This window comes from Streptomyces sp. TLI_185 (genome assembly GCF_003814765.1).
Taxonomy (GTDB): domain Bacteria; phylum Actinomycetota; class Actinomycetes; order Streptomycetales; family Streptomycetaceae; genus Streptomyces.
The window spans coordinates 3,397,759-3,420,539 of sequence record NZ_RKRB01000001.1; the positions used below are offsets into that span (position 1 = coordinate 3,397,759).

Genomic DNA, 22,781 nt, shown 5'->3' on the forward strand with positions numbered 1-22,781 from the left:
CGGGGCCTCCTCGTCGAGTCATGTCGTCCCGGGGGCCATCGTGCACCCGCTACCTGTAACGCGGTAGGTTTCGTTATCGTGCCGTAATGTTGACTGTACGGGGATGTCGTACCGTGACGCCATGAACGCCAGGGTCAGGAGCGAGGAACGGCGCGCGGAGATCGTGCGGGCGGCGCTGGAGGTGATCGCCGAGCGCGGGTACCGGGGCGCGTCCCTGGCCGCGGTCGCGGAGCGCGTCGGGCTCACCCAGCAGGGGCTGCTGCACTACTTCCCGACCAAGGACGCGCTGCTGGTCGCCGTCCTGAAGGACCGGGACCAGTGGGATGCCGTACCGGCCACGCAGTGGCGGGTGGATCTGCTGGCCTCGCTGGTCGAGTACAACGCCATGCGGCCCGGCATCATCCAGACCTTCTCGGCGCTGCTGGGCGAGAGCGTGACGGAGGGGCATCCGGCGCGGGCGTACTTCACCGACCGGTACCGGCAGGTGCGGGAGAGCATGGCGGCGGTGCTGCGTGCGGAGTACGGGGAGCGGTTGCCGAACGGGCTGACGCCGGAGCGGACGGCTCCGCTGCTGGTGGCCGTGATGGACGGTCTGCAGTACCAGTGGCTGCTGGACCCGGAGTCGGTGGACATGCCGGGGGCGTTTCGGGATTTCCTGGCGCTGCTCGGGGAGGAAGTCTGAATTCCCCTGCTACTGGCGCCAGATGACGGCGAGCGTCTTGCTCACCGCACACACCGCGGCGAAGGCGAGCGCCCAGGCCATGGCTCCGGCGGCGAACAGCGCGGCCATGCCGGCCCCGAACCAGAGCAGTTCGAAGCCGACACGGACCGCTCCGCGCGTCTTGTACGACGCCTTCTGGGAGCCGAACAGCGCCCACAGCACGATCAGTACGGTCGGGGCGCCGAGGCCGAGCAGCCAGGCGAGCGCCGTCGCCACGTCCCGGGTGAAGCCCCAGTAGGAGACGGCCGCGAGGGCGCCGAGTTCGATGAGGAACAGAACGCCGAGGTTCGCTGCCTTGATTGCCTTCATGGGCGGCAGTATCGCCCGGAAGGGATCACTCCGGGGCGGGCACGGCGGCGACGACCTCGATCTCGATCCGCGCCTCGGGCCGGAACAGCCGCGACGCCTCGAAGGTCATGCTCGTCGGCGGCGTCCCGGTGAGGAACTCCCGCCGTACGGAGCCGTATTCCTGCAGCTCGCCGATGTCGGTCAGGTACGACCGGATGTTGATGACGTCGGCCAGGGTCGCACCGTGGGCGCGGAGCAGGGCGTCGAGCCCCTCGAAGATGCCGCGTGTCTGCTCGGCGAGGGTGGCTCCTTCCGCGATCTGGCCGGAGACGAACAACAGGGCGCTGCCGTCGGGGTGTTCGACGCGGGCGACCTGGGAGTAGTAGGGGCCGGCGGGTTGAGGGGCGCCTGCCGGGTTGTCCAGGGTGACCTTCACGGGGCTCCTTCAGACGGTTCGGATGCGGGTGGCGGCACGGGAGAGGTCCGCGTCCGCGAGGGCGGGGTCGGCGGCGGCCCGGCGGTAGTGGTCCAACGCGGCTTCCATGACGGGCAGTTCGGCCGCCTTCGTCGCCAGCGCCAGGTCCTTGACCGCGAGGGCGGTACCGAAGTGCACGCCTTCCGCAAAGGCGCGGGCGACGGCTCCGCCCAGCGGACTGTTCGCGAGGGCGGTGCGCGCGGTGTCGCCGTCCACGCCCAGGGCGTCGGCCAGCCGCAGCGCCTCGGCGACCAGGGCTACGCCGCCGATGACGGCCGAGTTGAGGACGAGCTTGAGGGCGGCGGCGGAGCCGGGGCCGCCGGTGCGGGTGACGGTGCCGAGGCGAGCCAGGACGTGCTCGACGCCGGTCGTGTCGCCGCCGGCGAGGATGCCGAGCTCACCGGCTGCGGCCCGGTCGGTGCTTCCCATGACGGGGGCGTCGACCAGGGTGACCGACTCTCCCGCCCTGACGGCGAGTTCGCGTACGGCGTCCGGGCCGACGGTCGACATCTCGATCCAGCGGGTGCCGGGGCGCAGTGCGGGCACGACCTCGTCGGCGATCGCGTCGAGCGCGGCCGGGTCGGCGAGCATCGTGATCACCACGTCGGCCTCCCGCACGGCGTCAGCCGGCGACGCGGCGAGCACGGCTCCCTCGGCGACCAGCGGTGCGGCCTTGGCGGCGGTGCGGTTCCAGACGGTCAACGGGTGTCCTGCGGCGAGGAGTCGGCGGGCCATGGGGGCACCCATGTGTCCCAGGCCCAGGAATGCGATCTGATCGGTGTGCTCCGTCTGATCGGTGTGCCCTGTCTGATCGGTCTGCGGCATGCCGTCGACGCTAGGCCGCCCCACGCGATGCGACAAGCGAATGTCTAGCATGGCTGCCATGCCGAAACAGCATCCCGCAGCAGGTGTACCGGTACCGGACCTCTCCACCGTCTGGCTGCGGGTGTTCCTGGTGGTCGCCCGGCATGGTTCGTTCACCGTGGCCGCGCGGGCGCTCGGGTGGACGCAGTCGGCGGTGTCACGGCAGATCTCCTCGTTGGAGGCGGCGCTCGGCGGGGCCCCGCTCTTCGACCGGCTGCCGCGCGGCGTACGGCTCACGGAGGCCGGCCGGGTGCTCGTCCCGCACGCGGAGACGGTCGCCGAGACGCTGCACGGCGCCGCGCGCGAGCTGGCGGCCCTGCGTGAAGTGGCGGGCGGGCGGGCGGCTGCGGTTCGGGGCGTTCGCGACGGCCGACGCGGCGCTGGTGCCGCACGCGCTGGCCGCGTTCCGCGCCCGCCACCCCCGGGTCCGGCTCTCCCGTGAGGAGGGCCTCACGCCCGGCCTCCTGGACCGGCTGGCCGCGGGCCATCTGGACCTGGCGGTCGTCTCGACGACCGGGCGGGCGCCCTTGGAGTCGTACGAACTCCACCACCTCCTCGACGAGTCGCTGTACGTCGCCGTCCCGGCCGACCACCCGCTGGCCGCCCACGAGGGCCCGGTACGGCTCGGCCGACTCGCCGACGCCGACTGGATCTCCGGCAGCTCCCGCCCCGAGGGCACCCTCCTGGACGCGGCCCTGCGCCAGGGGTTCCGCCCGCGCGTGACGCACGTCGTCGGGGAGTGGACCGCCAAGCAGGGGTACGTCGCCGCAGGACTCGGAGTCACCCTGGTCCCCGCCCTCGCCGCCGAGTCCGTACGCCCGGACATCGCGCTGCTGCCCGTTCTCGACGAGGGGGCTCCGGCCCGGGCGGTGTACGCGGCGACGGCGCGGGGGCGCGCACCGACGCCGGCCGTGGAGGCGTTCGTCGGGGCGCTGCGGGAGGCGGTGGCTCGTATCCCGCCCACTTGAGCCACACCCCATGGCGTAGACCACTTCCGTCACGCGATACTGCGGCCGTCCGCACCACGCTCCCCCACGACGGCGACGGAAGGACCTGAACTCCCTTGAATTCCATACGTGTTCGGATCGGTGTACTCGGACTGGCGCTGCTGACCGGGTTCGCGGCCCCCACCACGGCGACCGCCGCCGGGACGGTCCCCTCCCCCACCGTGGAGGAGCAGCGGCTCGACAAGGCCGTCCCGCAGGAGATCCTCGAACGGTCCGGCTTCGACGACGTGGCGCCCGGGCTCAGCCGCGCACTGGAGGGGGCCCGTTCCTATGCGCAGGCCCGCCGCATCCTCGTACACGAGGGGTCGGCGCTGTGGCGGCGGGCCGTGGACCGGGCGCAGGGGCGTGGTCCGGCGGGCGGGGACCTGGCCCGGGACGACGACCGGCCGCTGTACTGGGCGCGGCTCGGGATGACCCGGGAAGTGCGCACCTGGGAGCCGGAGTTCGGGCTGTGCGACCAGCAACGGGCCGCGCTGATCGATGTGTTGGAGCGCACCTCGCGCGGGCAGACCGACGTGCGCTATCCGCCGCACGACAAGGGCCTGAGGCGCGTGCTCGTCACCGGCTTCGATCCGTTCACGCTGGACCGGGACATCCGGATCTCCAATCCCTCCGGGGCCACCGCGCTCGCGCTCGACGGAACGGTGATCGAGACGGCGGACGGGCCGGCGCGGGTCGAGACCGTCGTGTTCCCGGTGCGCTGGCAGGACTTCGCGGACCGGACCGTGGAGCGGACGCTGCGGCCGTATCTGAAGAAGGTGGATCTGTTCACGACCGTGAGCCAGGGGCGGGTCGGGCGGTTCGACGTGGAGCGGACCAATGGGGCCTGGCGGGGCGGGTTCCCCGACAACGACAACATCAGCCGGACGGAGACCGTCCCGGTCGCCGATCCCGCCTCACAGCCGCAGTGGACGACCACCACCTTGCCGTACAAGGAGATCGTGGCCGCGAACACGGGACGCTTCCCGGTGTACGACCACACGGAGGTCACCGAGATCCCGGCTGGGGGTGCCCCCTCTGGGGGAGGCACGGATGCGGTGGTACGGCCGGACGGGCCGACTCCCGGCTCGACCGCGCGGGCCGGCGGCGGGGGCAACTACCTCTCCAACGAGATCGCCTACCGGGCCACCCTGCTGCGGGACCGTCTCGGGCTGCACGACACCCTGCCGGGCGGCCATGTGCACACGCCGGTGCTGCAGTTCGGCACGGGCAACACCGACCCGGCGACCGGGACGGTCACGGACCCGCAGTTCCTGCAGAACCGGCAGGACATCATCACGCAGGTACGGGCGATCCTGACCGTGGCGGTCAACGCCACGAGCGCTGGGTGACGTCTTCCGGCTCGGGGTCCGCGGCGGTGTCGTCATCGCCGTCGTCGGTCTCCTCGCCCAGCAGCTCCCGCGCCAGCAGCGTCGCGCCCGCGACCGCGCCCGGCATCAGGAACACCGCGACGAAGGGCACCAGGAAGGCCAGGCCCAGCGGGGTGCCGAAGCCCCACACCAGGGTCTTGCGGGAGCGGAGCAGGGTGAGGCGGGCACGCAGTTCGACGCCGCGGCGCTGGAGGGCCACCGCGGTGAGTTCCTCCGTGAGGAAGAACCCCGTGACGAAGAAGCCGATCACCGGGACGACGGTCTGGCCGACGAGCGGGAGGAAGCCGAGGGCGAAGAGCAGGACGCCCCAGAGCAGTGCGCGCACGAGGATACGGAGGCTGTCGCGGGCCGAGATCCACAGCTCGCGCCAGAGGGGGAGGCCGGACTCGGGGGCGGTGCCGTCCGGGTCGACGTCGGCGTCGACCTTTTCGGAGAGGTTCTCGTAGAAGGGCTGGCCTATGAGGAGCGTTACGGCCGTGAAGGTGAGGACGGCCAGGAGGAGGGCCAGGGCGAAGAGCACTGCCGTGAGGAAGCCGCGGAAGAGTCCTTGCCAGGGGCTGGACCAGTTGTCTGCGACGGGAGTCGCCCAGGTGACGAAGTCTTCGCCCCAAAGGGCCAGACTGACCAGCGCGGCCGTGTAGAGGACGAGGGTGATCATGCCTGGCAGCAGGCCGAAGCCGTATTGCCTGCCGTGGCCGGCCACCCATCGTTGGCCCTTGAGTAGGTAGGTGAAGCCCGCCCCGAGATCTCGCATGTGGGGAATTTTATCGGGAAGGGGGTGGGGGGCTTTTCTGGATTGCGGGGTGCGGGTTGTTTGTGGCTTGTCGCGCCCACGCGGCGGAGCCGCACATCGACACAGCCCCGCGCCCCTGGAAGCCAACCCGGCGCTGCAGCTCACGGTGTTGTGACTGCGACCACCACTCCTCGCTCCGCCGCCGGTGACACCGCCGCGCTGACCCGTACCGCCGCCGCCCGTGCCACCCGGCCCGCCCGGGATGCCGCAGCCAGCAGCAGGGGCTGGAGTTGTTCCAGGCCCGACACCAGCAGCTCCTCTCCTGCCACCAGTACCGGCCGGGCCGCCTTCGTCGTTGCCGCTGCTGCTTCCGCGAGGTCGGCCAGTGGGGGGAGGGTTGCTCGGACGACGCCTGCTCCGGCGGCTGCGGCGCGTTCTGCGAGGACGACCTGGAGGGGCATCAGGGGGGCGAGGGCTGCGGTCAACGCGTCGGCGACGCGGCGGAGTTCGGGGGAGGATTCGCGCAGGACGTCTGCTGCTGCCCGGAGTACCGGCGTCACCGCGAGAAGTGCTCCCGCGGCCACGCCCGCCGCCGCGGGCAGCAGGGGGGACGTCGCCTCGACCAGGTCGCCGAGGGCGTCCGCGAACTCCTCCACGGCCGGCTCGACCGCGTCCAGCACGGGCAGGAGGCTGTCGCCGATCGCCGTCAGCAGTGCCTGCGCCGGTTCGCTCACCGGGTGCACGGCGAGCGGCGCCCCGCTCGTGCCCAGCCGGGTCAGGGTGTCGACGATCCGGTAGAACGCCTCCTGCGCCTGCGGCGACGCGCTCGCCTCGGCCAGTTCCGCGGTGGTCTCGCGGAGCACGCGCAGCACCTCGGTGCCCGAGCCGTCCCGCGGGTCGAAGGTGTTCATCGCGATCCGGGTGATGTTCCCGGCCGTGTCCAGGAGCTGGCCGGTGATGTCGGTGGTGTTGCGTGCCATGCGCAGCACGTCGTCCCTGCTGGGGAGCGAGGGGATCGTTGCCATGGGCTCTCCTCGGCTGGAGCCTGTGTGCCGACGGTCGCCCCTCAGCATGCCCCCATCCGACGGACCGCGTCGCCCCTTCCGGCCCACCCATGATGCGCCATACGGGGCATCCGTGACATGAACTACCTCTTGTTGGGGTTGAGTCGAACGGGTACATCTCGCCGTATCGATCTCAGGAAGCCCAGGAGGAGGTACACGTGGCACCACGCGAACCGTCCTGGCGCGACCTGCACTGATCGCCCCCTCGCCCAGCGGCCGAGCTTGAGGAGAACGGATGACGCAGCAGATCCACGGCACCGTCGCGGACGGCTTCGAGGCCGTGCGTGAGGAGTTCGCCGCGTTCGTGGCGGGGGAACTGTCCGACTACGAAGGCCAGTTGTGCGCGTATGTGCACGGCCGGAAGGTCGTCGACCTGTGGGCCGGGGACGGCAACGACGCCGAGTCCCTCTACGGCGTCTTCTCGTCGACCAAGGGTGCCGCCCATCTGGTCGTCGCACTCCTCGTGCAGGACGGCACGCTCGAGCTGGACCGCAAAGTGACGTACTACTGGCCGGAGTTCGGGACCGAGGGCAAGGCGGCGCTGACGCTGCGGGAGTTGGTCAGCCATCGCGCCGGGCTGATCGGGCTCGACGCCGGGTTCAGCGAGGACGAGCTGGCCGACGACCGCGCGATCGCCGAACGGCTCGCCGACCAGCGGCCGTTCTGGCGCCCGGGCACGGCGTTCGGCTACCACGCGTTCGTCATCGGCGCGCTCACCGGAGAGGTGGTGCGGCGGGCCACGGGCCACACCCTCCAGGAGATCTACGAGGAGCGGGTGCGGGCCCCGTACGGGCTGGACTTCTTCCTGGGGCTGCCCGAGGCGCTGGAGTCCCGCTTCCGGTCCGTGCAGCCGATGGCCCCGACGGCGAAGCAGCAGGCCTTCCTGGACGCGACGCCGAGCGGGCCGCACACGCTCGCCTCGATCGCGTTCAACACGCATGTGCCCGAGCCGGGGGACCTGGTCGGCCACGCCAACTCCCGTACCGTGCGCGCCAAGGGCCCGGCGTCGGCGGGCGGAGTCGCCGCGGCGCGCGGGCTCGCCGGGATGTACGCGGCGGCGATCAGCGAGGTGGCGGGGCGGCCGCCGCTGCTGAAGCCGGACACCGTCGCCGAGGTCGGGCAGGTCCACTCGGTCGGGTACGACCTGGTGACCCGCGCCCACCGGGCCTTCGGCCTCGGCTTCCAGGCGACGGGCGAGGCCTGGTACCTGTTCCTGGGCGCCGGGGCCTTCGGGCACGCCGGAGCGGGCGGCTCCCAGGCGTTCGCGGACCCGCGCAGCGGCCTGGCCTACGGCTACACCCGGCGGCGCATGGCCTTCCCGGGCGGGGCGGCGCCGGAGAACGAGCGGCTGGTCAAAGCGGTGCACACGGCCGCCCTGACGACGAGCTGAGCCCCAAGCACCACCACCGGCAAGGGCCCTCCAACGCCCACTGCACCGCCGGACACCGGCCGCGAAGAGAGCCGTAGGGGGCGCACGAAGCCAAAAAAGGAGGCCGCATCCCACGTCCAAGGATGCGGCCTCTCGCGTACGCAACGAGTAGGTCAGACCAGCGTCACGGTGATGTTGCCGCGGGTCGCCTTCGAGTACGGGCAGACCTGGTGGGCCTTCTCCAGGAGGGCCCTGGCCGTTTCCGCGTCGACGCCCGGGATCCGGGCCGAGATCTCGACGATGATCCCGAAGCCGTCGTCGTTCTTGCCGATGCCGACCTTCGCGGTGACCGTCGAGCCGGAGATGTCGGCCTTCTCCTGGCGGGCCACGACGCCCAGCGCGCCCTGGAAGCAGGCGCTGTAGCCGGCCGCGAACAGCTGCTCCGGGTTGGTGCCGGCGCCGCTGCCGCCCATCTCCTTGGGCGGGTTCACGACGACGTCGAGCTTGCCGTCGTCGGTGGCGACCCGGCCGTCGCGACCGTTCTCGGCGGTGGCGACGGCGGTGTAGAGGACGTCGGTCTGCTGGATGGACATGCGGTTGTCTTCCTCCTCGGTCCGCCGCGACTCGCGCCCACGATCGACGACGGTTTCGGAAAGAAGTTACCGCATGCCGGAAACAGCGTGGAAGGCCTACAGCTTGACGATCATCTTTCCGGTGTTGTCGCCGCGCAGGACCCCGAGGAACGCCTCCAGGTTGTTCTCGATGCCCTCGACGACCGTCTCGCGGTACTTCAGCTGCCCCGAGGCGACCCAGGGGCCGACCTCCTGGACGAACTCGGGCTGCAGGTCGTAGTGGTCGCCGACGAGGATGCCCTCGACGCGGAGCCGGTTCTGCAGGATCTTGACCATGTTGCGCGGGCCGGGCGTCGGCTCGGTCGAGTTGTACTGCGAGATCATGCCGCAGATCACGGCCCGGCCCTTGAGGTTGAGCGCGCCGATCGCGGCCTCGAGGTGCTCGCCGCCGACGTTGTCGAAGTAGACGTCGATGCCGTCCGGGGCGGCGGCCTTGAGCTGCTCCCAGACCGGGCCGTTCTTGTAGTTGAACGCGGCGTCGAAGCCGTACTCCTCGACGAGGAGCTTGACCTTCTCGTCGGAGCCGGCGGAGCCGATGACCCGGGAGGCACCCTTGAGCTTGGCGATCTGGCCGACCTGGCTGCCGACGGCACCGGCGGCGCCGGACACGAAGACCGCGTCACCTTCCTGGAACGCACCGACCCGCAGCAGGCCCGCGTACGCCGTCAGACCCGTCATACCGAGCACACCGAGGTACGTGCTCAGCGGCGCGGCCTCCGGGTCGACCTTGACGGCGGTCTTCGCGTCCACGACGGCGTACTCGCGCCAGCCGAAGAAGTGCAGCAGGTGATCGCCGACGGCGATGCCCTCGGCGTTGGACTCGATCACCTCGCCGACCGCGCCGCCCTGCATGACCTTGCCCAGCTCGAAGGGCGCGACGTACGACTTCGCGTCGCTCATGCGGCCACGCATGTACGGGTCGACCGAGAGGTACTTGTTGCGGACCAGCACCTGGCCCTCACCCGGCGCCGCGACCTCCGTCTCGACCAGGGCGAAGTCCTCGGGCTTCGGCCAGCCGACGGGGCGGCTGAGCAGGTGCCATTCGCGGTTGATCATGACGAGTGCCTTTCGAGCGTGCGGGAAATACTTCAGTACCTGAAACAACAATGCTCCTGAATATTTCAGGTTGTCAAGTAACGGGGTACGCTGAACCCATGGCCACTCCACCGAACACCCGCCGTCCCGATGAACTGACCCTGGAGGTCGTCGAGCTCATCGGTGACATCGTGGCCCGCTATCACGAGGACTACGAGGACGCCGCCGCCGAGCACTCGCTGACCGGCGCCCAGGCCCGTCTGCTGAGTCTGCTCTCCCTGGAACCGCTGCCCATGCGCAAGCTGGCCCAGAAACTCAGGTGCGAACCGTCCAACGTGACCGGCATCGTCGACCGCCTGGAGTCCCGTGGCCTGGTGGAACGCCGCCCCGACCCGGCCGACCGGCGGGTGAAGCTGGCGGCGGCGACGCAGGAGGGCCGGCGGGTGGCCAAGGACCTGCGCGAGTCCCTGCGCTTCGCGCGCGAACCGCTGGCAGGGCTCGGCAGGGAGGAACGGCTGGCGCTGAGGGGCTTGCTGCGGCAGATGCTGCGGCAGACCGAGGACTGAGGCCGGCACCACCCGACATACGAGAGGTCCGGCGCACGGGATGCGTGCGCCGGACCTCATCGAACAGGGAGCGTGCCGGGCGGCTCAGCTCCTGCTACGGCTCGTCATGTCTTCTTGCGGGCCGTCATGACGCGCTGGACCAGGATGAACGCGCACAGCAGCACGCCGGTGGCGATCTTCGTCCACCAGGAGCTGAGCGTGCCCTCGAACTGGATGATGCTCTTGATCAGGCCCAGCACCAGCACTCCGAACAGGGTGCCCACCACATAGCCGGAACCGCCCGTCAGCAGCGTGCCGCCGATGACGACCGCGGCGATCGCGTCCAGCTCCATGCCGGTCGCGTGCAGCGGGTCACCGGACTGGATGTAGAGGGTGAACAGCAGACCGGCGAGCGCCGAGCAGAAGCCGCTCACCGTGTACACGGCGATCTTGGTACCGCCCTGCGGGAGACCCATCAGCAGGGCCGACTGCTCGTTGCCGCCGATGGCGTACACGCGCCGCCCGAAACGGGTGTAGTGCAGGACGTAGAACGCCACGGCGAGCACGACCAGCGAGACGATCGCGCCGAGCGACAGGAACCCCATCCCCAGCGACACCTGCGCCTGGGCCATGCTGCTGACCGTGGAGTCACTGATGGAGATCGACTCCTTGCTGATGACCAGGCACAGGCCGCGGAAGAGGAAGAGGCCGGCGAGGGTCACGATGAAGGGCTGGATCTCGAAGTTGTGGATCACATAGCCCATCAGGAAGCCGCCGAAGGCGCCCACGGCCAGCGCCATGGGGATCACGAGCAGGAGCGGCACCCCCTGGCGCTCCACCAGCCAGGCCGTGAACATGGTCGTGAAGCCGATCATCGAGCCGACGGACAGGTCGATGCCGCCGGACAGGATGACGAAGGTGACACCGACCGCGGCCACCAGCAGATAGCTGTTGTCGATGAACAGGTTCAGGAAGACCTGCGGGTCGTCGAACCCGTAGTACTGGTACCGGCCCAGGCCCACCCCGTACATCACGAGGAAGAGCACGGCCGTCGCCGCGACGGGCAGACGCCGGTCGCCCAGCAGACGCTGGGCCTTGGACGGGGTACGGCTGTCCGCGGCCGTGGGGCTCTGGGTGGTCGCGCTCATCACGACACCTCCATCTTCGGAGCGGCGTCGGTCGCCGCGGCGGTGTCCGCCTCGGCCGCAGCCGGCTTGGCGCCGCCCTTCGCGCCGAACCGGGCGCCGAACTTGGCACCGAAGACCTTGGCGCGGAACTTCGGGGACTGGAGCAGGCAGACGACGATGACGACGGCGGCCTTGAAGACCAGGTTGGTCTGGGTCGGCACACCGATGGTGTAGATGGTGGTCGTCAGGGTCTGGATGACGAGGGCGCCGACCACCGTGCCGCCGATGGAGAACCGGCCGCCCAGCAGCGAGGTGCCGCCGATCACCACCGCGAGGATCGCGTCGAGTTCGATCCACAGACCGGCGTTGTTGCCGTCCGCCGCCGAGGTGTTGGAACTGATCATCAGGCCCGCGATGGCGGCGCACAGCGCGCAGAACACGTACACCATGATCTTGATGCGCCGGGACCTGATGCCCACGAGGCGGCTGGCCTCGGCGTTGCCGCCGACCGCCTCGATGAGCAGCCCGAGCGCCGTGCGACGGGTCAGCGCCACGGTGGCGGCCACGACCACGGCCACCACGAAGATGGAGAACGGCAGCGTCAGCCAGTAGCCACCGCCGATCAGCTTGTACGGGTCGCTGTCGATGGTGATGATCTGGCCGTCGGTGATCAGCTGGGCGACACCGCGTCCGGCGACCATGATGATCAGCGTGGCGATGATCGGCTGGATGCCCATCCTGGCGACCAGGAAGCCGTTCCACAGGCCGCACACGACCGCAGCCAGCAGGCCAAGACCCATGGCGAGCAGCACCCCGGACAGGGCGTTCTGGTCGGCCTGGTGGCTGATGTACGAGCAGGCGAGTGCCCCGGTGATGGCGACCACGGCACCGACGGAGAGGTCGATGCCGCCGGTGGCGATGACCACGGTCATGCCGACCGCCACCAGGATGAGGGGCGATCCGAACAGCACGATCGAGACGAGGCTGCCGTAGAGGTGGCCGTCCGTCATCTTGACCGAGAAGAAGTCAGGGGTGAAGGGCACGTTGACGAGCAGCAGGAAGACAAGGACCGCGACCGGCCAGAACAGGTGGTGGTGTGTCAGTGCTCGCCATCGGGAGTTGGTGCTCACTGGTGTTCTCCGCTCGCGATGGTCTCCATGATCCGGCTGCTGGTGATCTCCGGCCCGTTGGCGAGCTGCGCCACCAGCCGGCGGTCGCGCAGCACTCCGATGGTGTGACTGAGCCGGAGTACCTCCTCCAGCTCGGCCGCGATGTACAGCACGGACATGCCCTCCTCGGAGAGCGAGACCACGAGTTTCTGGATCTCCGCCTTGGCGCCGACGTCGATGCCGCGGGTCGGCTCGTCCAGGATCAGCAGCTTCGGCTGGGTGATCAGCCAGCGGGCCAGCAGCACCTTCTGCTGGTTGCCGCCGCTGAGCTGGCCGACCCTGGCCTCGGGGTTGGCGGGCCGGATGTCCAGCGCCTTGATGTACTTGGCGACGAGTTCGTCGCGCTGGGCGACCGGGATGGGCCGCGTCCAGCCGCGGGAGGCCTGCAGGGCCAGGATGATGTTCTCCCGCACCGTCAGATCGGGCACCAGGCCCTCGGTCTTGCGGTTCTCGGAGCAGAAGGCGACGCCGGCGCCGATCGCGGCGTTCGGGGCGCTCATCGAGACCTGCTTGCCGCCGATGGTCACCTTGCCGCTGTCCGGCTGGTCGGCGCCGAAGAGCAGCCGGGCGAGTTCGGTCCGGCCCGATCCCAGCAGACCGGCGAGTCCGAGCACCTCGCCCTTCTTGATCTCCAGGTCGAAGGGGGCGATGCCGCCGGCCCTGCCGAGGCCCTCCGCCTTCAGCAGCGTCTCGCCGACGTCGGAGTGCAGCTGCTGGTCGTGCAGCTCCTCCAGCTGGTCCAGGGCCTTGCCGATCATCAGCTGGATCAGCCCGACCTGGTCGAGGTCGGCGACCATGTGCTCGCCGACGAGCGTGCCGTTGCGCAGGACGGTCATCCGGTCGCAGATCTCGTAGATCTGGTCGAGGAAGTGCGAGACGAACAGGATCGCCACGCCCTCGTCCTTGAGCCGCCGCATCAGGCGGAACAGCTCCTGGACCTCGTCACGGTCGAGGCTGGACGTCGGCTCGTCCAGGACCAGCACCTTGGTGCCCGAGCCCTGGCCGTCGCTGTCGCCGGTGCCCACCGACCGCACGATGGCGACCAGTTGCTGCACGGCCAGCGGGTACGAGGACAGGGGCGCGGTGACGTCGATGTCGAGGCCGAGCCGGTCCACCAGCTCCGCCGCCTCCTTGCGCATCCGCTTCCACTGGATGCGCCCCATGCGGGTGGGCTCACGCCCGATGAAGATGTTCTCCGCCACCGACAGGTTGGGGCAGAGGTTCACCTCCTGGTAGACGGTGCTGATGCCGGCCTGCTGCGCCTGCAGCGGGCTGCCGAACCGCACGGACTTGCCGTCGAGGGTGATGGTGCCGCCGTCCAGGGAGTAGACCCCCGTCAGCACCTTGATCAGGGTGGACTTCCCCGCGCCGTTCTCGCCCATGAGGGCGTGGATCTCGCCGGGGAAGAGCCGGAAGTCGACGTCCGACAGAGCCCGTACCCCCGGGAACTCTTTGACTATGCCCGTCATTTCCAGCACGGGCCGCGGCTCTGCCATGGCAGCGCTCCTTGTGGGATTGGTTCACACCCGCAGGGAGCCCCGTCGGACCGATGGCTCGGTCGGCCGGAGGCTCCCTGCCGATGGGTGCGGTGGGTCAGTACTTCCGGGTCGGGAGCGCGGCCTTGGCCTGGTCCTGCGTGTAGTCGCCCTCCTTGGTCTTGATCCAGCGCTCGACCTTCTGGCCGTCGTGGACCTTCTTCACGACCTCCATCAGCTGGGGGCCGAGCAGCGGGTTGCACTCGACGATGCCGTTGATCTTGCCCTGGGACATGGCGACGAAGCCGTCGTGGACGCCGTCGACCGAGACGATCAGGATGTCCTTGCCGGGCTTCTTGCCGGCCGCCTCGATGGACTGGATGGCGCCGATGGCCATGTCGTCGTTGTGCGCGAAGAGCACGTTGATGTCCTTGTGGGACTGCAGGAAGGCCGCCATGACCTGCTTGCCGCCGGCACGGGTGAAGTCACCGCTCTGGCTGACGACGATCTTCCAGTCCTTGTGCTCGGCGTCCATGACCTCCTTGAAGCCCTTGCCGCGCTCGATCGCGGGGGCTGCGCCGGTGGTGCCCTCGAGCTGGGCGATCTTCACCGGGCCCTTGAGGCCGGCCTTGGCTATGACCTTCTCCAGCATCTTGGCCGCGCGCCGGCCCTCGTCGGTGAAGTCGGAGCCGACCAGCGTGACGTACAGGGAGTCGTCGGAGGTCTCCACCGAGCGGTCGGTGAGGACCACCGGGATCTTCGCGGCCTTGGCCTCCTTGAGCACCGCGTCCCAGCCGGTGACGACCACCGGAGAGAAGGCGATGACGTCCACCTTCTGTGCGATGTAGCTGCGGATCGCGGAGATCTGGTTCTCCTGCTTCTGCTGGGCGTCGGAGAACTTGAGGTTGACACCCGCCTCCTTGGCCGCGGACTTCACCGAGGTGGTGTTGGCGGCGCGCCAGCCGCTCTCCGCGCCGACCTGGGAGAAGCCGAGCGAGATCGCCTTGCTGCCGCCGCCGGAGCCGGAGCCGGAGCCGCTGTCGTCCTTCTTGGCGCAGGCGGCCAGTCCGCCCGCGGCTGCCACGCCGACCGCCGCGGTGAGGAAGTTCCTTCTGTTGAGCATGTCTTCTCCTTTGAAGAGCCGGCCCTGGGATGGACCGCTGGTACTCGATGGGACCGGCCGTACTACGTCCAGCCTGTCGATCATTGTTCGGCATTTCGGCCACACGGAACCGCGTGTGTGGCGGGTCGGTACGTCAGAGAGGTACACCCTCCGGTTGGACGGCGTGCGGGAAAGTACTGGCTCTGACGACGAGTTGGGGTTCGATGGCGATCCTGCGCGCGGTGGCGGGTGGCAGCCCCTCGATCAGCTCCAGGAGCATCGCGATGCCCCGCTTTCCCACTGTCGAGAAGTCCTGCCGGACGGTGGTGAGAGGAGGAGCGAAGTACTCCGACTCCGGGATGTCGTCGAAGCCCACCACCGCGACGTCCTGGGGAGTACGGACCCCGGCCTCCCTCAGCGCCCGCAACGCCCCCAGCGCCATCTGGTCGTTGGCGACGAAGACGGCGGTCAGCCCCCGGCCCACCCAGCCTGCCAGTTCCTGGCCGGCGCGGTAACCCGACAGCGGACTCCAGTCCCCGCGCAGCAGCATGGGTGGCTCGACCCCCGCCGCTTCGAGGGTCGCCCGCCAGCCGGCCGCCCGGTCGGCCGCCTCCTGCCAGTCCTCGGGCCCGGCGAGGTGCCAGACGTTGCGGTGACCGGCGGCCAGCAGGTGGCCGGTGGCCAGCCGGGCTCCGAGGTGCTGGTCCACGCTGACGCTGGGAATCTCCACGCCCGGCCCGCTGCCCACGACCACCACCGGGAAGGGACAGCGCAGTTCGGCCAGTGCGGCCACCGCCGAGCGCTGCGGGGCGATCGCGACCACTCCTTCCACCCCGCCCTCACTGAGGTGGTCCAGGGCCTCGGACAGCGTCTCCATGGTCAGCTTGCGCAAAGTGACCGTCGAGACGAGATATCCCTCGGCCCGCGCGGCCTCCTCCAGCGCGAACAAGGTGCTGGCCGGTCCGTAGAGGGTGGTGTCGGAGGCCACCACCCCCAGCGTCCGGGTGCGCCGGGTCGCCAGGGCCCGTGCGGAGGAGTTGCGGCGGTAGCCCGTTTCCTCGATCACACGCAGCACCCTGGCCCGTGTCTGGTCCCGCACGTTGGGGTGGTTTCCCAGCACGCGGGACACCGTCTGATGGGACACGCCTGCCAGGCGTGCCACGTCCGCCATGGTGGGCGGCCGAAGCTGCGCGTGGGTCACGGCCGCACCTCCTTGGCGCTCGTCTGCCGGCAAAGCCTGCGTTGTGGGCGGACGGTCCCGCCCCGGCGGCTTCACACAGGTCTCCGGGAAGGCCCAACAGCACCGGCGGGATCAACTGGTCGGGACACTGCGGGCACGACGCTCATATCTCCCACGCTGATGTTGGACGCTGACCGGTGAATGCGGAGGTCATTGTGAGCGCTAACAAATCGTGGCGGTCAAGAGGTCTGCAGGCAGAAGGCCGTCACGGTTGAATAACGCGCCCGAGGACGACCCGGCCGAGCGGCCACTCGGACAGTGCCTCAACAGCGCTCACATCAGGCGAAGTCGCGCCGACCCGCAGTGTCACGTGCACCACCGCAGGGAGCCCGCGCACGCCTCCTACGGCGATGAAGACGGCCGCAGGGACGGATCCGAGGTCGCCGGGCCGGAGGCCGAAGTCGAACCCGGGGCGAGCGAGGCGTCGAGCCGATGAAGCCGGGCAAGGCTTGGCCGAGCGGCCGCTCGTACAGTGCCTCAACCGCCGTCACATCAGACGAAGTTGACGCCGACCCCCAGCGCCGCACGCACCACCACGACCCCCAGCGCCGCACGCACCACCACAGGAACCCCGTGCACGCCTCCGACGGTCGATGGAGACGGCCGCGGGGACGGATCCGAGGTCGCCGGATCGGCGGTCGGCGTCGAGCCGGAGACGGGCGGGGAGGGACCGGCCGAGCGCTCTCTCAGGCAGTGCCTCAACCGCCGTCACATCAGGGGAAGTCGAGGCCGACCCGCAGCGTCACGCGCACCACCAGAGGAACCCCGCGCACGCCTCCGACGGTCGATGGAGACGGCCGCGGGGACGGATCCGAGGTCGCCGGATCGGCGGTCGGCGTCGAGCACGAGACGGGCGAGGCGTCGAGCCGATGAAGCCGGGCAAGGCTTGGCCGAGCGGCCACTCGGACAGTGCCTCAACCGCCGTCGCATCAGGGGAGGTTGACGCCTGTCGGCAGTGTCACGTGCACCACCACAGGAAGCGCGTGCACGTCTGCGACGGCGACGGCCGCGGGGACGGATTGGAGTTCGTCGGATCCGCGGTCGGGGTCGAACCCGAGGCGGGCGGGGGCGTCGAGCCGGAGGAGCCGGGGACGGCTGCCGACCGGGTCGGCTTGCCGGGGGTCGGGGACGCGTCGTCCTTGCCGTCGGCGGACTTGGACGCCGACGGCGAGGCGGAGGCGTCCGGGGAGGCCGAGGACTTGGCGTCGGGGGTGTCCGTCCCGTCGCCCAGGGGCCCTGCGGACCCGCTCGGCTCCGCCGTCGAGCGGTCGACCTCGGACGACTCGCCCCCGGCCGCGGACGGGTCGGGGGACGAGGAGAACACCGGTGCGTCCATGCCGAGTTCGGCCAGACTCAGACCACCCGCCGCCAGGACGAAACCCGCGGCGATGAGCAGCGTGCGCTTGCGGCGCCGACGGTGGAGCGCGGCCTTGCGGTCGCGACGGCTCGCGTCCGTCGCACCGTCCGCGCCACCGGGACCCCGTCGGCCACCCCGGCCCCGCTCGCGGCGGCGTGCGGCGCGACCGTGCGGCTCGTCGCTCTCGCCTTCGTCACCGTCGTGACCGTCGTCCTCAGGGTGGGCGGCATGGTCGTCGTGAGCCACCGGGGCATCATGATCGACGGGAGCGAGGGCGTCGTCGTACGGCTCCGGCTCGTAGGCATCCCGGTACGCGCGCAACTGCTCGACGCGTGTCCCGCACCCCGGACAGGCGAGGGCGCCGTTGAGGTGCCGTTGGCACGGGTGGCAGTAGTCCATGACGCGGGAAGATTAAGTTCCCGGAGGGTCACGTTCCTAGGCGCGGCTGTGAAGGTTGTGTGGGAAACCAGCCATATCAACACGACCGTCGGAGTGAACTGGCACACACCGGGGAGGGGCCACCTGGGCAAGAGGCGTCGAAACTGGCGAAATCGTTAGCCGTCCTACCCATTGACACCCCGCTCACACCATCCTTACTGTCTGCCCAGCATTTCGAACATGAGCCGAAATCTCGAACAGCCGAAGGGTAACTTCCGTGCGCATCACCGGAATCAGCACGCACGTGGTCGGTACGCCGTGGCGCAACCTGACCTACGTCCTGGTGCACACCGACGAAGGCATCACGGGTGTCGGCGAGACCCGCATGCTGGGACACACCGACGCGCTGATCGGATACCTGAGAGAGGCCGAGCAGAACCACATTCTCGGCTCCGACCCGTTCGCCGTCGAGGACCTGACCCGCCGCATGAAGTACGGCGACTACGGCCGCGCCGGCGAGATCGTGATGTCCGGCATCGCCGTCGTCGAGATGGCCTGCTGGGACATCAAGGGCAAGGCCCTCGGCGTACCGGTGTGGCAGCTGCTCGGCGGCAAGGTCACCGACAAGGTCAAGGCCTACGCCAACGGGTGGTACACCACCGAGCGGACGCCCGAGGCGTACCACAAGGCCGCTCAGGCCGTCATGGAGCGCGGTTACAGGGCGCTGAAGATCGACCCCTTCGGCACGGGGCACTTCGAGCTCGACCATGCGCAGACCGTGTACGCGGTCTCGCTGATCGAGGCCGTCCGGGACGCCATCGGCCCCGACGCCGAGCTGATGCTGGAGATGCACGGCCGCTTCTCCCCCGCCACCGCCATCCGGCTGGCCAAGGAGCTCGCACCCTTCAAGCCCGCCTGGCTGGAGGAGCCGGTTCCGCCGGAGAACCTCAAGGCGCTGGAGAAGGTCGCCGCGAAGGTGGACATGCCGGTGGCCACGGGTGAGCGCATCCACGACCGGATCGAGTTCCGGGAGCTCTTCGAGAGCCAGGCCGTCGACATCATCCAGCCGGACGTCGGCCACATCGGCGGCATCTGGGAGACGCGCAAGCTCGCCGCGACCGCCGAGACCCACTACATGCTGGTCGCCCCGCACAACGTGGGTGGGCCGGTGCTCACCGCCGCCTCGCTCCAGGTCGGCTTCACCGCCCCGAACTTCAAGATCCTCGAGCACTTCAACGACTTCGCGGACGCCGAGATCAAGAAGGTGATCAAGGGCGCGCCGCAGGTGAACCCGGAGGACGGCTGCTTCCACCTCTCCGACGCGCCCGGCCTGGGCGTGGAGCTGGACGTGGACGCCGCTGCCGAGTTCCCCCAGCAGCGGGCGCACTTCGACCTGTGGGCCGAGGGCTGGGAGAAGCGGAACCCGAAGGACGGCCAGTGAGCTCCGCCGCCGTCGTAGTCGACGCCCCGGGCACGTTCCACCTCGCCGAGCACACACCCCGCGACCCCGGTCCGGGCGAGGCGCTGGTGCGGGTGCACGCGAGCGGGATCTGCGGCAGCGACCGGGAGGTGTTCCAGGGCAACCGGCCCGAGGGGTACGTGCGCTACCCGCTCACGCCCGGCCACGAGTGGTCCGGAACGGTGGAGCGGGTCGGCGCCGGGGTCACCGAGGCGCTGGTCGGCCGCAAGGTCGTCGGCGAAGGCTTCCGGAACTGCCAGGTGTGCGACCGCTGCCACGCGGGTGAGACCACGCTGTGCAGCGCCGGGTACGAGGAGACCGGGTTCACCCAGCCGGGCGCGATGGCACCCACGCTGACCCTCCCGGCGAGGCTGCTGCACGCGCTGCCCGACGACGCCGACCTGACGGCGGCGGCCCTGCTGGAGCCGGCCGCCTGCATCGCGGCCGCCGCTCTCAAGGCGAACGCGCAGCCGGGCGAGAAGGTCGCCGTGGTCGGCACCGGCACCCTCGGGATGTTCGCGGTGCAGTTCCTCAAGGCCGTCTCGCCTGTGGAGCTGCTGGTCGTGGGCACTCGCCGGGACCGCGAGGCGCTGTCGCGGCAGTACGGCGCGACCGACTTCCGCACGAAGGACGAGCCGCTCCCGGACGACTTCGACGTCGTCATCGAGACCGCCGGGTCCGCCGACGCCGCGCGGACCTCCGCCGCTCTGCTGCGGCGTGGCGGGCGCCTGGTCCTCACCGGGATCCCGGCGCCGGGTGCGCACGGGCTCGACCCCACGGAACTCGTCGTACGGCAGCTGGAGGTGCACTCCGTCTTCGGGGCGCCGCCGGACGCGTGGGCGCACACCGTGCGGGTGTTCGGGGCCGGGCTGCTCGATCCGCTGCCGCTGGTCACGCACGAGCTGCCGCTCGCCGAGTTCCCGCAGGCCATCGAGCTCGTCGGGTCCGGTGATCCGAAGGTCGGCAAGGTCCTCCTTCGCCCCTAGCCGTACGCCGGTGCCGGGGTGACCTGACGACTCCCGCACCGGCGTACACCCAAGCCCCGCACGACTTGAGCCGCGAACTTCGTCCGAAATCTCGAACACTCTAAGGACACCTTGTGACCGACGCTTCCGCCCCGGCAGCCCGTCGACCCGGCGAGCAGGCGCTCGCCGCCCTCGGTCTGGGCGCGCCCGACCTCTCCCCCGCCGACGCCTCGCCCCACACCTTCCCGGGCGGCGGCCGCTGGCGCACCGAGATCCCCTCGTGCGAGGGTCCCGAAGCGCTCGCCGTCGTCCTGAAGGAAGCCTCGCGGCTCGATGTGCCGATCCACCGGATCAGCCAGGGCAGCGGCATATGGATGCTGACCGATGCCGAGATCACCGAGATGGTCGAGGCGACCGGCGAACGTGACATCGAACTCTGCCTGTTCACCGGCCCGCGCGGCACCTGGGACATCGGCGGTTCCACGCGCACCGACTCGCGGGGAGCCGGTCTGCGCGCCCGCGGGCACGACTCCGTCGCCGGGTGCGTCGAGGACGCCGTCCGCGCGACGGAGCTGGGCGTCAAGTGCCTCCTGGTCGCCGACGAGGGCGTGCTCTGGACGCTGCACCGGGCACGCGTCGCCGGGATCATCCCGGCCGACACCACCCTGAAGGTCTCGGCGCTGATCGGTCCGGTCAACCCCGCCGCGTACGCGGTGTACGAGAACCTGGGCGGCGACTCCATCAACGTGCCCAGCGACCTGACACTGGATCACCTCACCGAGATCCGGCGGGTCTCCGCCGCCCCCATGGACATGTACATCGAGGCCCCCGACGACCTGGGGGGATATGTCCGGATGTACGAGGTTGCCGAGCTGATCCGGCGCGGCGCACCGCTGTACCTGAAGTTCGGGCTCTCCAAGGCCCCCGGCATCTACCCGTACGGCAACCACATGCGGGACCTGACGCTGGCCACCGCCAAGGAACGCGTCCGGCGCGGCCGGCTGGCCCTCGATCTGCTCGCACGGCACGGAGCCGACGGTGACATGGCCCCCCTCGGATCACGGCTGCCCGGCACGCTCAAGCGGTTCGACACGTCCGCATAACGTTCGAACAACGCCCCTTCACAAAAGAAGACGGGCTCAAACAGAATCCCACACACCCCTCGGTCTCATCCGCACCGCCGTCCAAGCGTCCTTGCACAGCCAGACCGAGCCTGCCCCACACACATCAAGGATGATGATCATGCGCACTCGCAGAGCCGCACTCGCCGCCATAGCCGGCGCCGCTTCCCTCGCCCTGACCCTTTCCGCCTGCGGCCAGAACAGCGAGGGCGGCAGCAAGGAGGACAAGGGCAGCGCCAAGGGCGGCACCATCGGTATCGCGATGCCCACCAAGTCCTCCGAGCGCTGGATCGCCGACGGCAAGAACGTCGTCAAGGACCTGCAGGCCAAGGGCTACAAGACCAAGCTGGTCTACGGCGAGGACGACCCCGACCAGCAGGTCTCGCAGATCGAGAACCTGATCACTCAGGGCGTCAAGGGCCTGATCGTGGCGGCCATCGACAACAAGTCGCTGAACAACGTGCTGCAGCAGGCCGCGGACGCCAAGATCCCGGTGATCGCCTACGACCGTCTGATCCTGGGCACGAAGAACGTCGACTACTACGCGTCCTTCGACAACGAGAAGGTCGGTCAGCTGCAGGCCAACTACATCGTCCAGAAGCTGGGCCTGGACAAGGGCAAGGGCCCGTTCAACATCGAGCTGTTCGCCGGCTCCAACGACGACAACAACACCAAGTACTTCTTCAACGGTGCGATGAGCGTGCTGCAGCCGTACATCGACAAGAAGAAGCTCGTCGTCAAGTCCGGCCAGACCAAGCTCACCCAGGTCACCACGCTGCGCTGGGACGGCGCCACCGCCCAGAAGCGCATGGAGGACATCCTGACCTCCACCTACAGCAGCGCCAAGGTGGACGCGGTCCTGTCGCCGTACGACGGCATCTCCATCGGCATCCTCGCCGCCCTGAAGTCGGACGGCTACGGCAAGGGCAGCAAGCCGCTGCCGGTCATCACCGGCCAGGACGCCGAGCTCGCCTCGGTGAAGTCGATCATCGCGGGTCAGCAGACGCAGACCGTCTACAAGGACACGCGCAAGCTCGCCGATGTCGCCGCGGGCATGGTCGACGACGTCCTCAACGGCAAGAAGCCCCAGGTCAACGACACCAAGACGTACGACAACGGCACCAAGGTCGTCCCCGCCATGCTGCTGCAGCCGGTGAGCGTCGACAAGACCAACTACACGAAGGAACTGGTCGAGACCGGCTACTACACGGCGGGCGAGCTGAAGTAGTCCCCCTGTCGGTGGAGTCGGCCGCGCGGCGGAGCCGCATATCGACACTCAGACCGG

At 69.9% G+C, this 22,781-nt stretch carries 21 protein-coding genes and 1 pseudogene; 9 read left to right on the forward strand and 13 right to left on the reverse strand.

Going from position 1 to position 22,781, the window contains the following annotated elements; all coding sequences use genetic code 11:
• Positions 1-103: 103 nt before the first annotated feature.
• Positions 104-682: a TetR/AcrR family transcriptional regulator gene (locus EDD92_RS15505; protein ID WP_123964861.1), complete on the forward strand. Its 579-nt coding sequence runs from the start codon at positions 104-106 to the stop codon at positions 680-682.
• Between the two features lie 9 nt (positions 683-691).
• Here EDD92_RS15505 and EDD92_RS15510 read toward each other — a convergent pair whose 3' ends face one another.
• From EDD92_RS15510 to EDD92_RS15520, 3 genes are read right to left on the reverse strand one after another with little or no spacing between them, the layout of a single operon-like run.
• Positions 692-1,030, reverse strand: a complete 339-nt coding sequence (locus EDD92_RS15510) for a YrdB family protein (protein ID WP_123964862.1) — start codon at positions 1,028-1,030, stop codon at positions 692-694.
• Positions 1,031-1,055: 25 nt separating this feature from the next.
• Positions 1,056-1,445 carry a RidA family protein gene (locus EDD92_RS15515; protein WP_123964863.1) on the reverse strand — a complete coding sequence of 130 codons (390 nt, stop codon included), beginning with the start codon at positions 1,443-1,445 and terminating at the stop codon, positions 1,056-1,058.
• 9 nt (positions 1,446-1,454) lie between these two features.
• Positions 1,455-2,309 (reverse strand): NAD(P)-dependent oxidoreductase, encoded by an 855-nt coding sequence (locus tag EDD92_RS15520; RefSeq protein ID WP_123964864.1) that lies wholly within the window; start codon positions 2,307-2,309, stop codon positions 1,455-1,457.
• Between the two features lie 49 nt (positions 2,310-2,358).
• Here EDD92_RS15520 and EDD92_RS52115 point away from each other — a divergent pair.
• Positions 2,359-3,316: pseudogene (locus EDD92_RS52115) on the forward strand (LysR family transcriptional regulator).
• A 95-nt stretch (positions 3,317-3,411) separates the two neighbouring features.
• Positions 3,412-4,686 carry a pyroglutamyl peptidase gene (locus EDD92_RS15530; protein WP_123964865.1) on the forward strand — a complete coding sequence of 425 codons (1,275 nt, stop codon included), beginning with the start codon at positions 3,412-3,414 and terminating at the stop codon, positions 4,684-4,686.
• On the opposite strand, the gene EDD92_RS15535 is transcribed toward EDD92_RS15530, so the two are convergent.
• Positions 4,664-5,479: an EI24 domain-containing protein gene (locus EDD92_RS15535; RefSeq protein WP_123964866.1), complete on the reverse strand. Its 816-nt coding sequence runs from the start codon at positions 5,477-5,479 to the stop codon at positions 4,664-4,666. The genes EDD92_RS15530 and EDD92_RS15535 overlap by 23 nt on opposite strands.
• 140 nt (positions 5,480-5,619) lie before the next feature.
• Complete coding sequence (locus tag EDD92_RS15540) at positions 5,620-6,483, reverse strand: hypothetical protein (protein WP_123964867.1); 864 nt, start codon at positions 6,481-6,483, stop codon at positions 5,620-5,622.
• Positions 6,484-6,757: 274 nt separating this feature from the next.
• On the opposite strand from EDD92_RS15540, the gene EDD92_RS15545 reads away from it, so the two are divergent.
• Entirely contained in the window at positions 6,758-7,912 is a 1,155-nt protein-coding gene (locus tag EDD92_RS15545) for a serine hydrolase domain-containing protein (RefSeq protein ID WP_123964868.1), read from the forward strand.
• 152 nt (positions 7,913-8,064) lie between these two features.
• On the opposite strand, the gene EDD92_RS15550 is transcribed toward EDD92_RS15545, so the two are convergent.
• The gene (locus EDD92_RS15550) at positions 8,065-8,484 is read right to left on the reverse strand and encodes an organic hydroperoxide resistance protein (RefSeq protein WP_123964869.1); all 420 of its coding nucleotides are present in this window, start codon (positions 8,482-8,484) and stop codon (positions 8,065-8,067) included.
• 96 nt (positions 8,485-8,580) lie between these two features.
• The gene (locus tag EDD92_RS15555; protein ID WP_123964870.1) at positions 8,581-9,579 is read right to left on the reverse strand and encodes an NADP-dependent oxidoreductase; all 999 of its coding nucleotides are present in this window, start codon (positions 9,577-9,579) and stop codon (positions 8,581-8,583) included.
• A gap of 98 nt (positions 9,580-9,677) precedes the next feature.
• Between EDD92_RS15555 and EDD92_RS15560 the strand changes: the two genes are divergently transcribed.
• Positions 9,678-10,124 (forward strand): MarR family winged helix-turn-helix transcriptional regulator, encoded by a 447-nt coding sequence (locus EDD92_RS15560; RefSeq protein ID WP_030931760.1) that lies wholly within the window; start codon positions 9,678-9,680, stop codon positions 10,122-10,124.
• A 104-nt stretch (positions 10,125-10,228) separates the two neighbouring features.
• Here EDD92_RS15560 and yjfF read toward each other — a convergent pair whose 3' ends face one another.
• From yjfF to EDD92_RS15590, 6 genes are all read right to left on the reverse strand, one after another.
• Positions 10,229-11,251: a galactofuranose ABC transporter, permease protein YjfF gene (gene yjfF / locus EDD92_RS15565; protein WP_123964871.1), complete on the reverse strand. Its 1,023-nt coding sequence runs from the start codon at positions 11,249-11,251 to the stop codon at positions 10,229-10,231.
• A complete protein-coding gene (locus tag EDD92_RS15570) occupies positions 11,251-12,360 on the reverse strand; it encodes an ABC transporter permease (RefSeq protein WP_123964872.1) in 1,110 nt (369 codons plus the stop codon). Before EDD92_RS15570 ends, yjfF begins: the two co-directional genes overlap by 1 nt.
• Entirely contained in the window at positions 12,357-13,895 is a 1,539-nt protein-coding gene (locus tag EDD92_RS15575) for a sugar ABC transporter ATP-binding protein (protein WP_123964873.1), read from the reverse strand. The genes EDD92_RS15570 and EDD92_RS15575 overlap by 4 nt, the downstream gene beginning before the upstream one ends.
• A gap of 97 nt (positions 13,896-13,992) precedes the next feature.
• On the reverse strand, positions 13,993-14,997 hold the full coding sequence (locus tag EDD92_RS15580) for an ABC transporter substrate-binding protein (RefSeq protein ID WP_123964874.1): 1,005 nt from the start codon (positions 14,995-14,997) through the stop codon (positions 13,993-13,995).
• Positions 14,998-15,130: 133 nt separating this feature from the next.
• A complete protein-coding gene (locus tag EDD92_RS15585; protein WP_123964875.1) occupies positions 15,131-16,177 on the reverse strand; it encodes a LacI family DNA-binding transcriptional regulator in 1,047 nt (348 codons plus the stop codon).
• A 997-nt stretch (positions 16,178-17,174) separates the two neighbouring features.
• Entirely contained in the window at positions 17,175-17,972 is a 798-nt protein-coding gene (locus EDD92_RS15590; RefSeq protein WP_185124027.1) for a hypothetical protein, read from the reverse strand.
• Positions 17,973-18,228: 256 nt separating this feature from the next.
• Between EDD92_RS15590 and EDD92_RS15600 the strand changes: the two genes are divergently transcribed.
• From EDD92_RS15600 to chvE, 4 genes are all read left to right on the forward strand, one after another.
• A complete protein-coding gene (locus EDD92_RS15600; RefSeq protein ID WP_123964878.1) occupies positions 18,229-19,392 on the forward strand; it encodes a mandelate racemase/muconate lactonizing enzyme family protein in 1,164 nt (387 codons plus the stop codon).
• On the forward strand, positions 19,389-20,396 hold the full coding sequence (locus EDD92_RS15605; RefSeq protein ID WP_123964879.1) for a zinc-binding dehydrogenase: 1,008 nt from the start codon (positions 19,389-19,391) through the stop codon (positions 20,394-20,396). Before EDD92_RS15600 ends, EDD92_RS15605 begins: the two co-directional genes overlap by 4 nt.
• 113 nt (positions 20,397-20,509) lie before the next feature.
• Positions 20,510-21,478: a hypothetical protein gene (locus EDD92_RS15610; RefSeq protein ID WP_123964880.1), complete on the forward strand. Its 969-nt coding sequence runs from the start codon at positions 20,510-20,512 to the stop codon at positions 21,476-21,478.
• Between the two features lie 139 nt (positions 21,479-21,617).
• On the forward strand, positions 21,618-22,724 hold the full coding sequence (gene chvE / locus EDD92_RS15615; protein WP_123964881.1) for a multiple monosaccharide ABC transporter substrate-binding protein: 1,107 nt from the start codon (positions 21,618-21,620) through the stop codon (positions 22,722-22,724).
• Positions 22,725-22,781: the final 57 nt, after the last annotated feature.

Bases quoted from the DNA above. Each gene is read 5' to 3' on its own strand.
- EDD92_RS15505 (WP_123964861.1), top strand. From the start codon at position 104: ATGTCGTACCGTGACGCCATGAACGCCAGGGTCAGGAGCGAGGAACGG.
- EDD92_RS15510 (WP_123964862.1), bottom strand. From the start codon at position 1,030: ATGAAGGCAATCAAGGCAGCGAACCTCGGCGTTCTGTTCCTCATCGAA.
- EDD92_RS15520 (WP_123964864.1), bottom strand. From the start codon at position 2,309: ATGCCGCAGACCGATCAGACAGGGCACACCGATCAGACGGAGCACACC.
- EDD92_RS15535 (WP_123964866.1), bottom strand. From the start codon at position 5,479: ATGCGAGATCTCGGGGCGGGCTTCACCTACCTACTCAAGGGCCAACGA.
- EDD92_RS15540 (WP_123964867.1), bottom strand. From the start codon at position 6,483: ATGGCAACGATCCCCTCGCTCCCCAGCAGGGACGACGTGCTGCGCATG.
- EDD92_RS15545 (WP_123964868.1), top strand. From the start codon at position 6,758: ATGACGCAGCAGATCCACGGCACCGTCGCGGACGGCTTCGAGGCCGTG.
- EDD92_RS15550 (WP_123964869.1), bottom strand. From the start codon at position 8,484: ATGTCCATCCAGCAGACCGACGTCCTCTACACCGCCGTCGCCACCGCC.
- EDD92_RS15555 (WP_123964870.1), bottom strand. From the start codon at position 9,579: ATGATCAACCGCGAATGGCACCTGCTCAGCCGCCCCGTCGGCTGGCCG.
- EDD92_RS15560 (WP_030931760.1), top strand. From the start codon at position 9,678: ATGGCCACTCCACCGAACACCCGCCGTCCCGATGAACTGACCCTGGAG.
- yjfF (WP_123964871.1), bottom strand. From the start codon at position 11,251: ATGAGCGCGACCACCCAGAGCCCCACGGCCGCGGACAGCCGTACCCCG.
- EDD92_RS15575 (WP_123964873.1), bottom strand. From the start codon at position 13,895: ATGGCAGAGCCGCGGCCCGTGCTGGAAATGACGGGCATAGTCAAAGAG.
- EDD92_RS15580 (WP_123964874.1), bottom strand. From the start codon at position 14,997: ATGCTCAACAGAAGGAACTTCCTCACCGCGGCGGTCGGCGTGGCAGCC.
- EDD92_RS15590 (WP_185124027.1), bottom strand. From the start codon at position 17,972: ATGGACTACTGCCACCCGTGCCAACGGCACCTCAACGGCGCCCTCGCC.
- chvE (WP_123964881.1), top strand. From the start codon at position 21,618: ATGCGCACTCGCAGAGCCGCACTCGCCGCCATAGCCGGCGCCGCTTCC.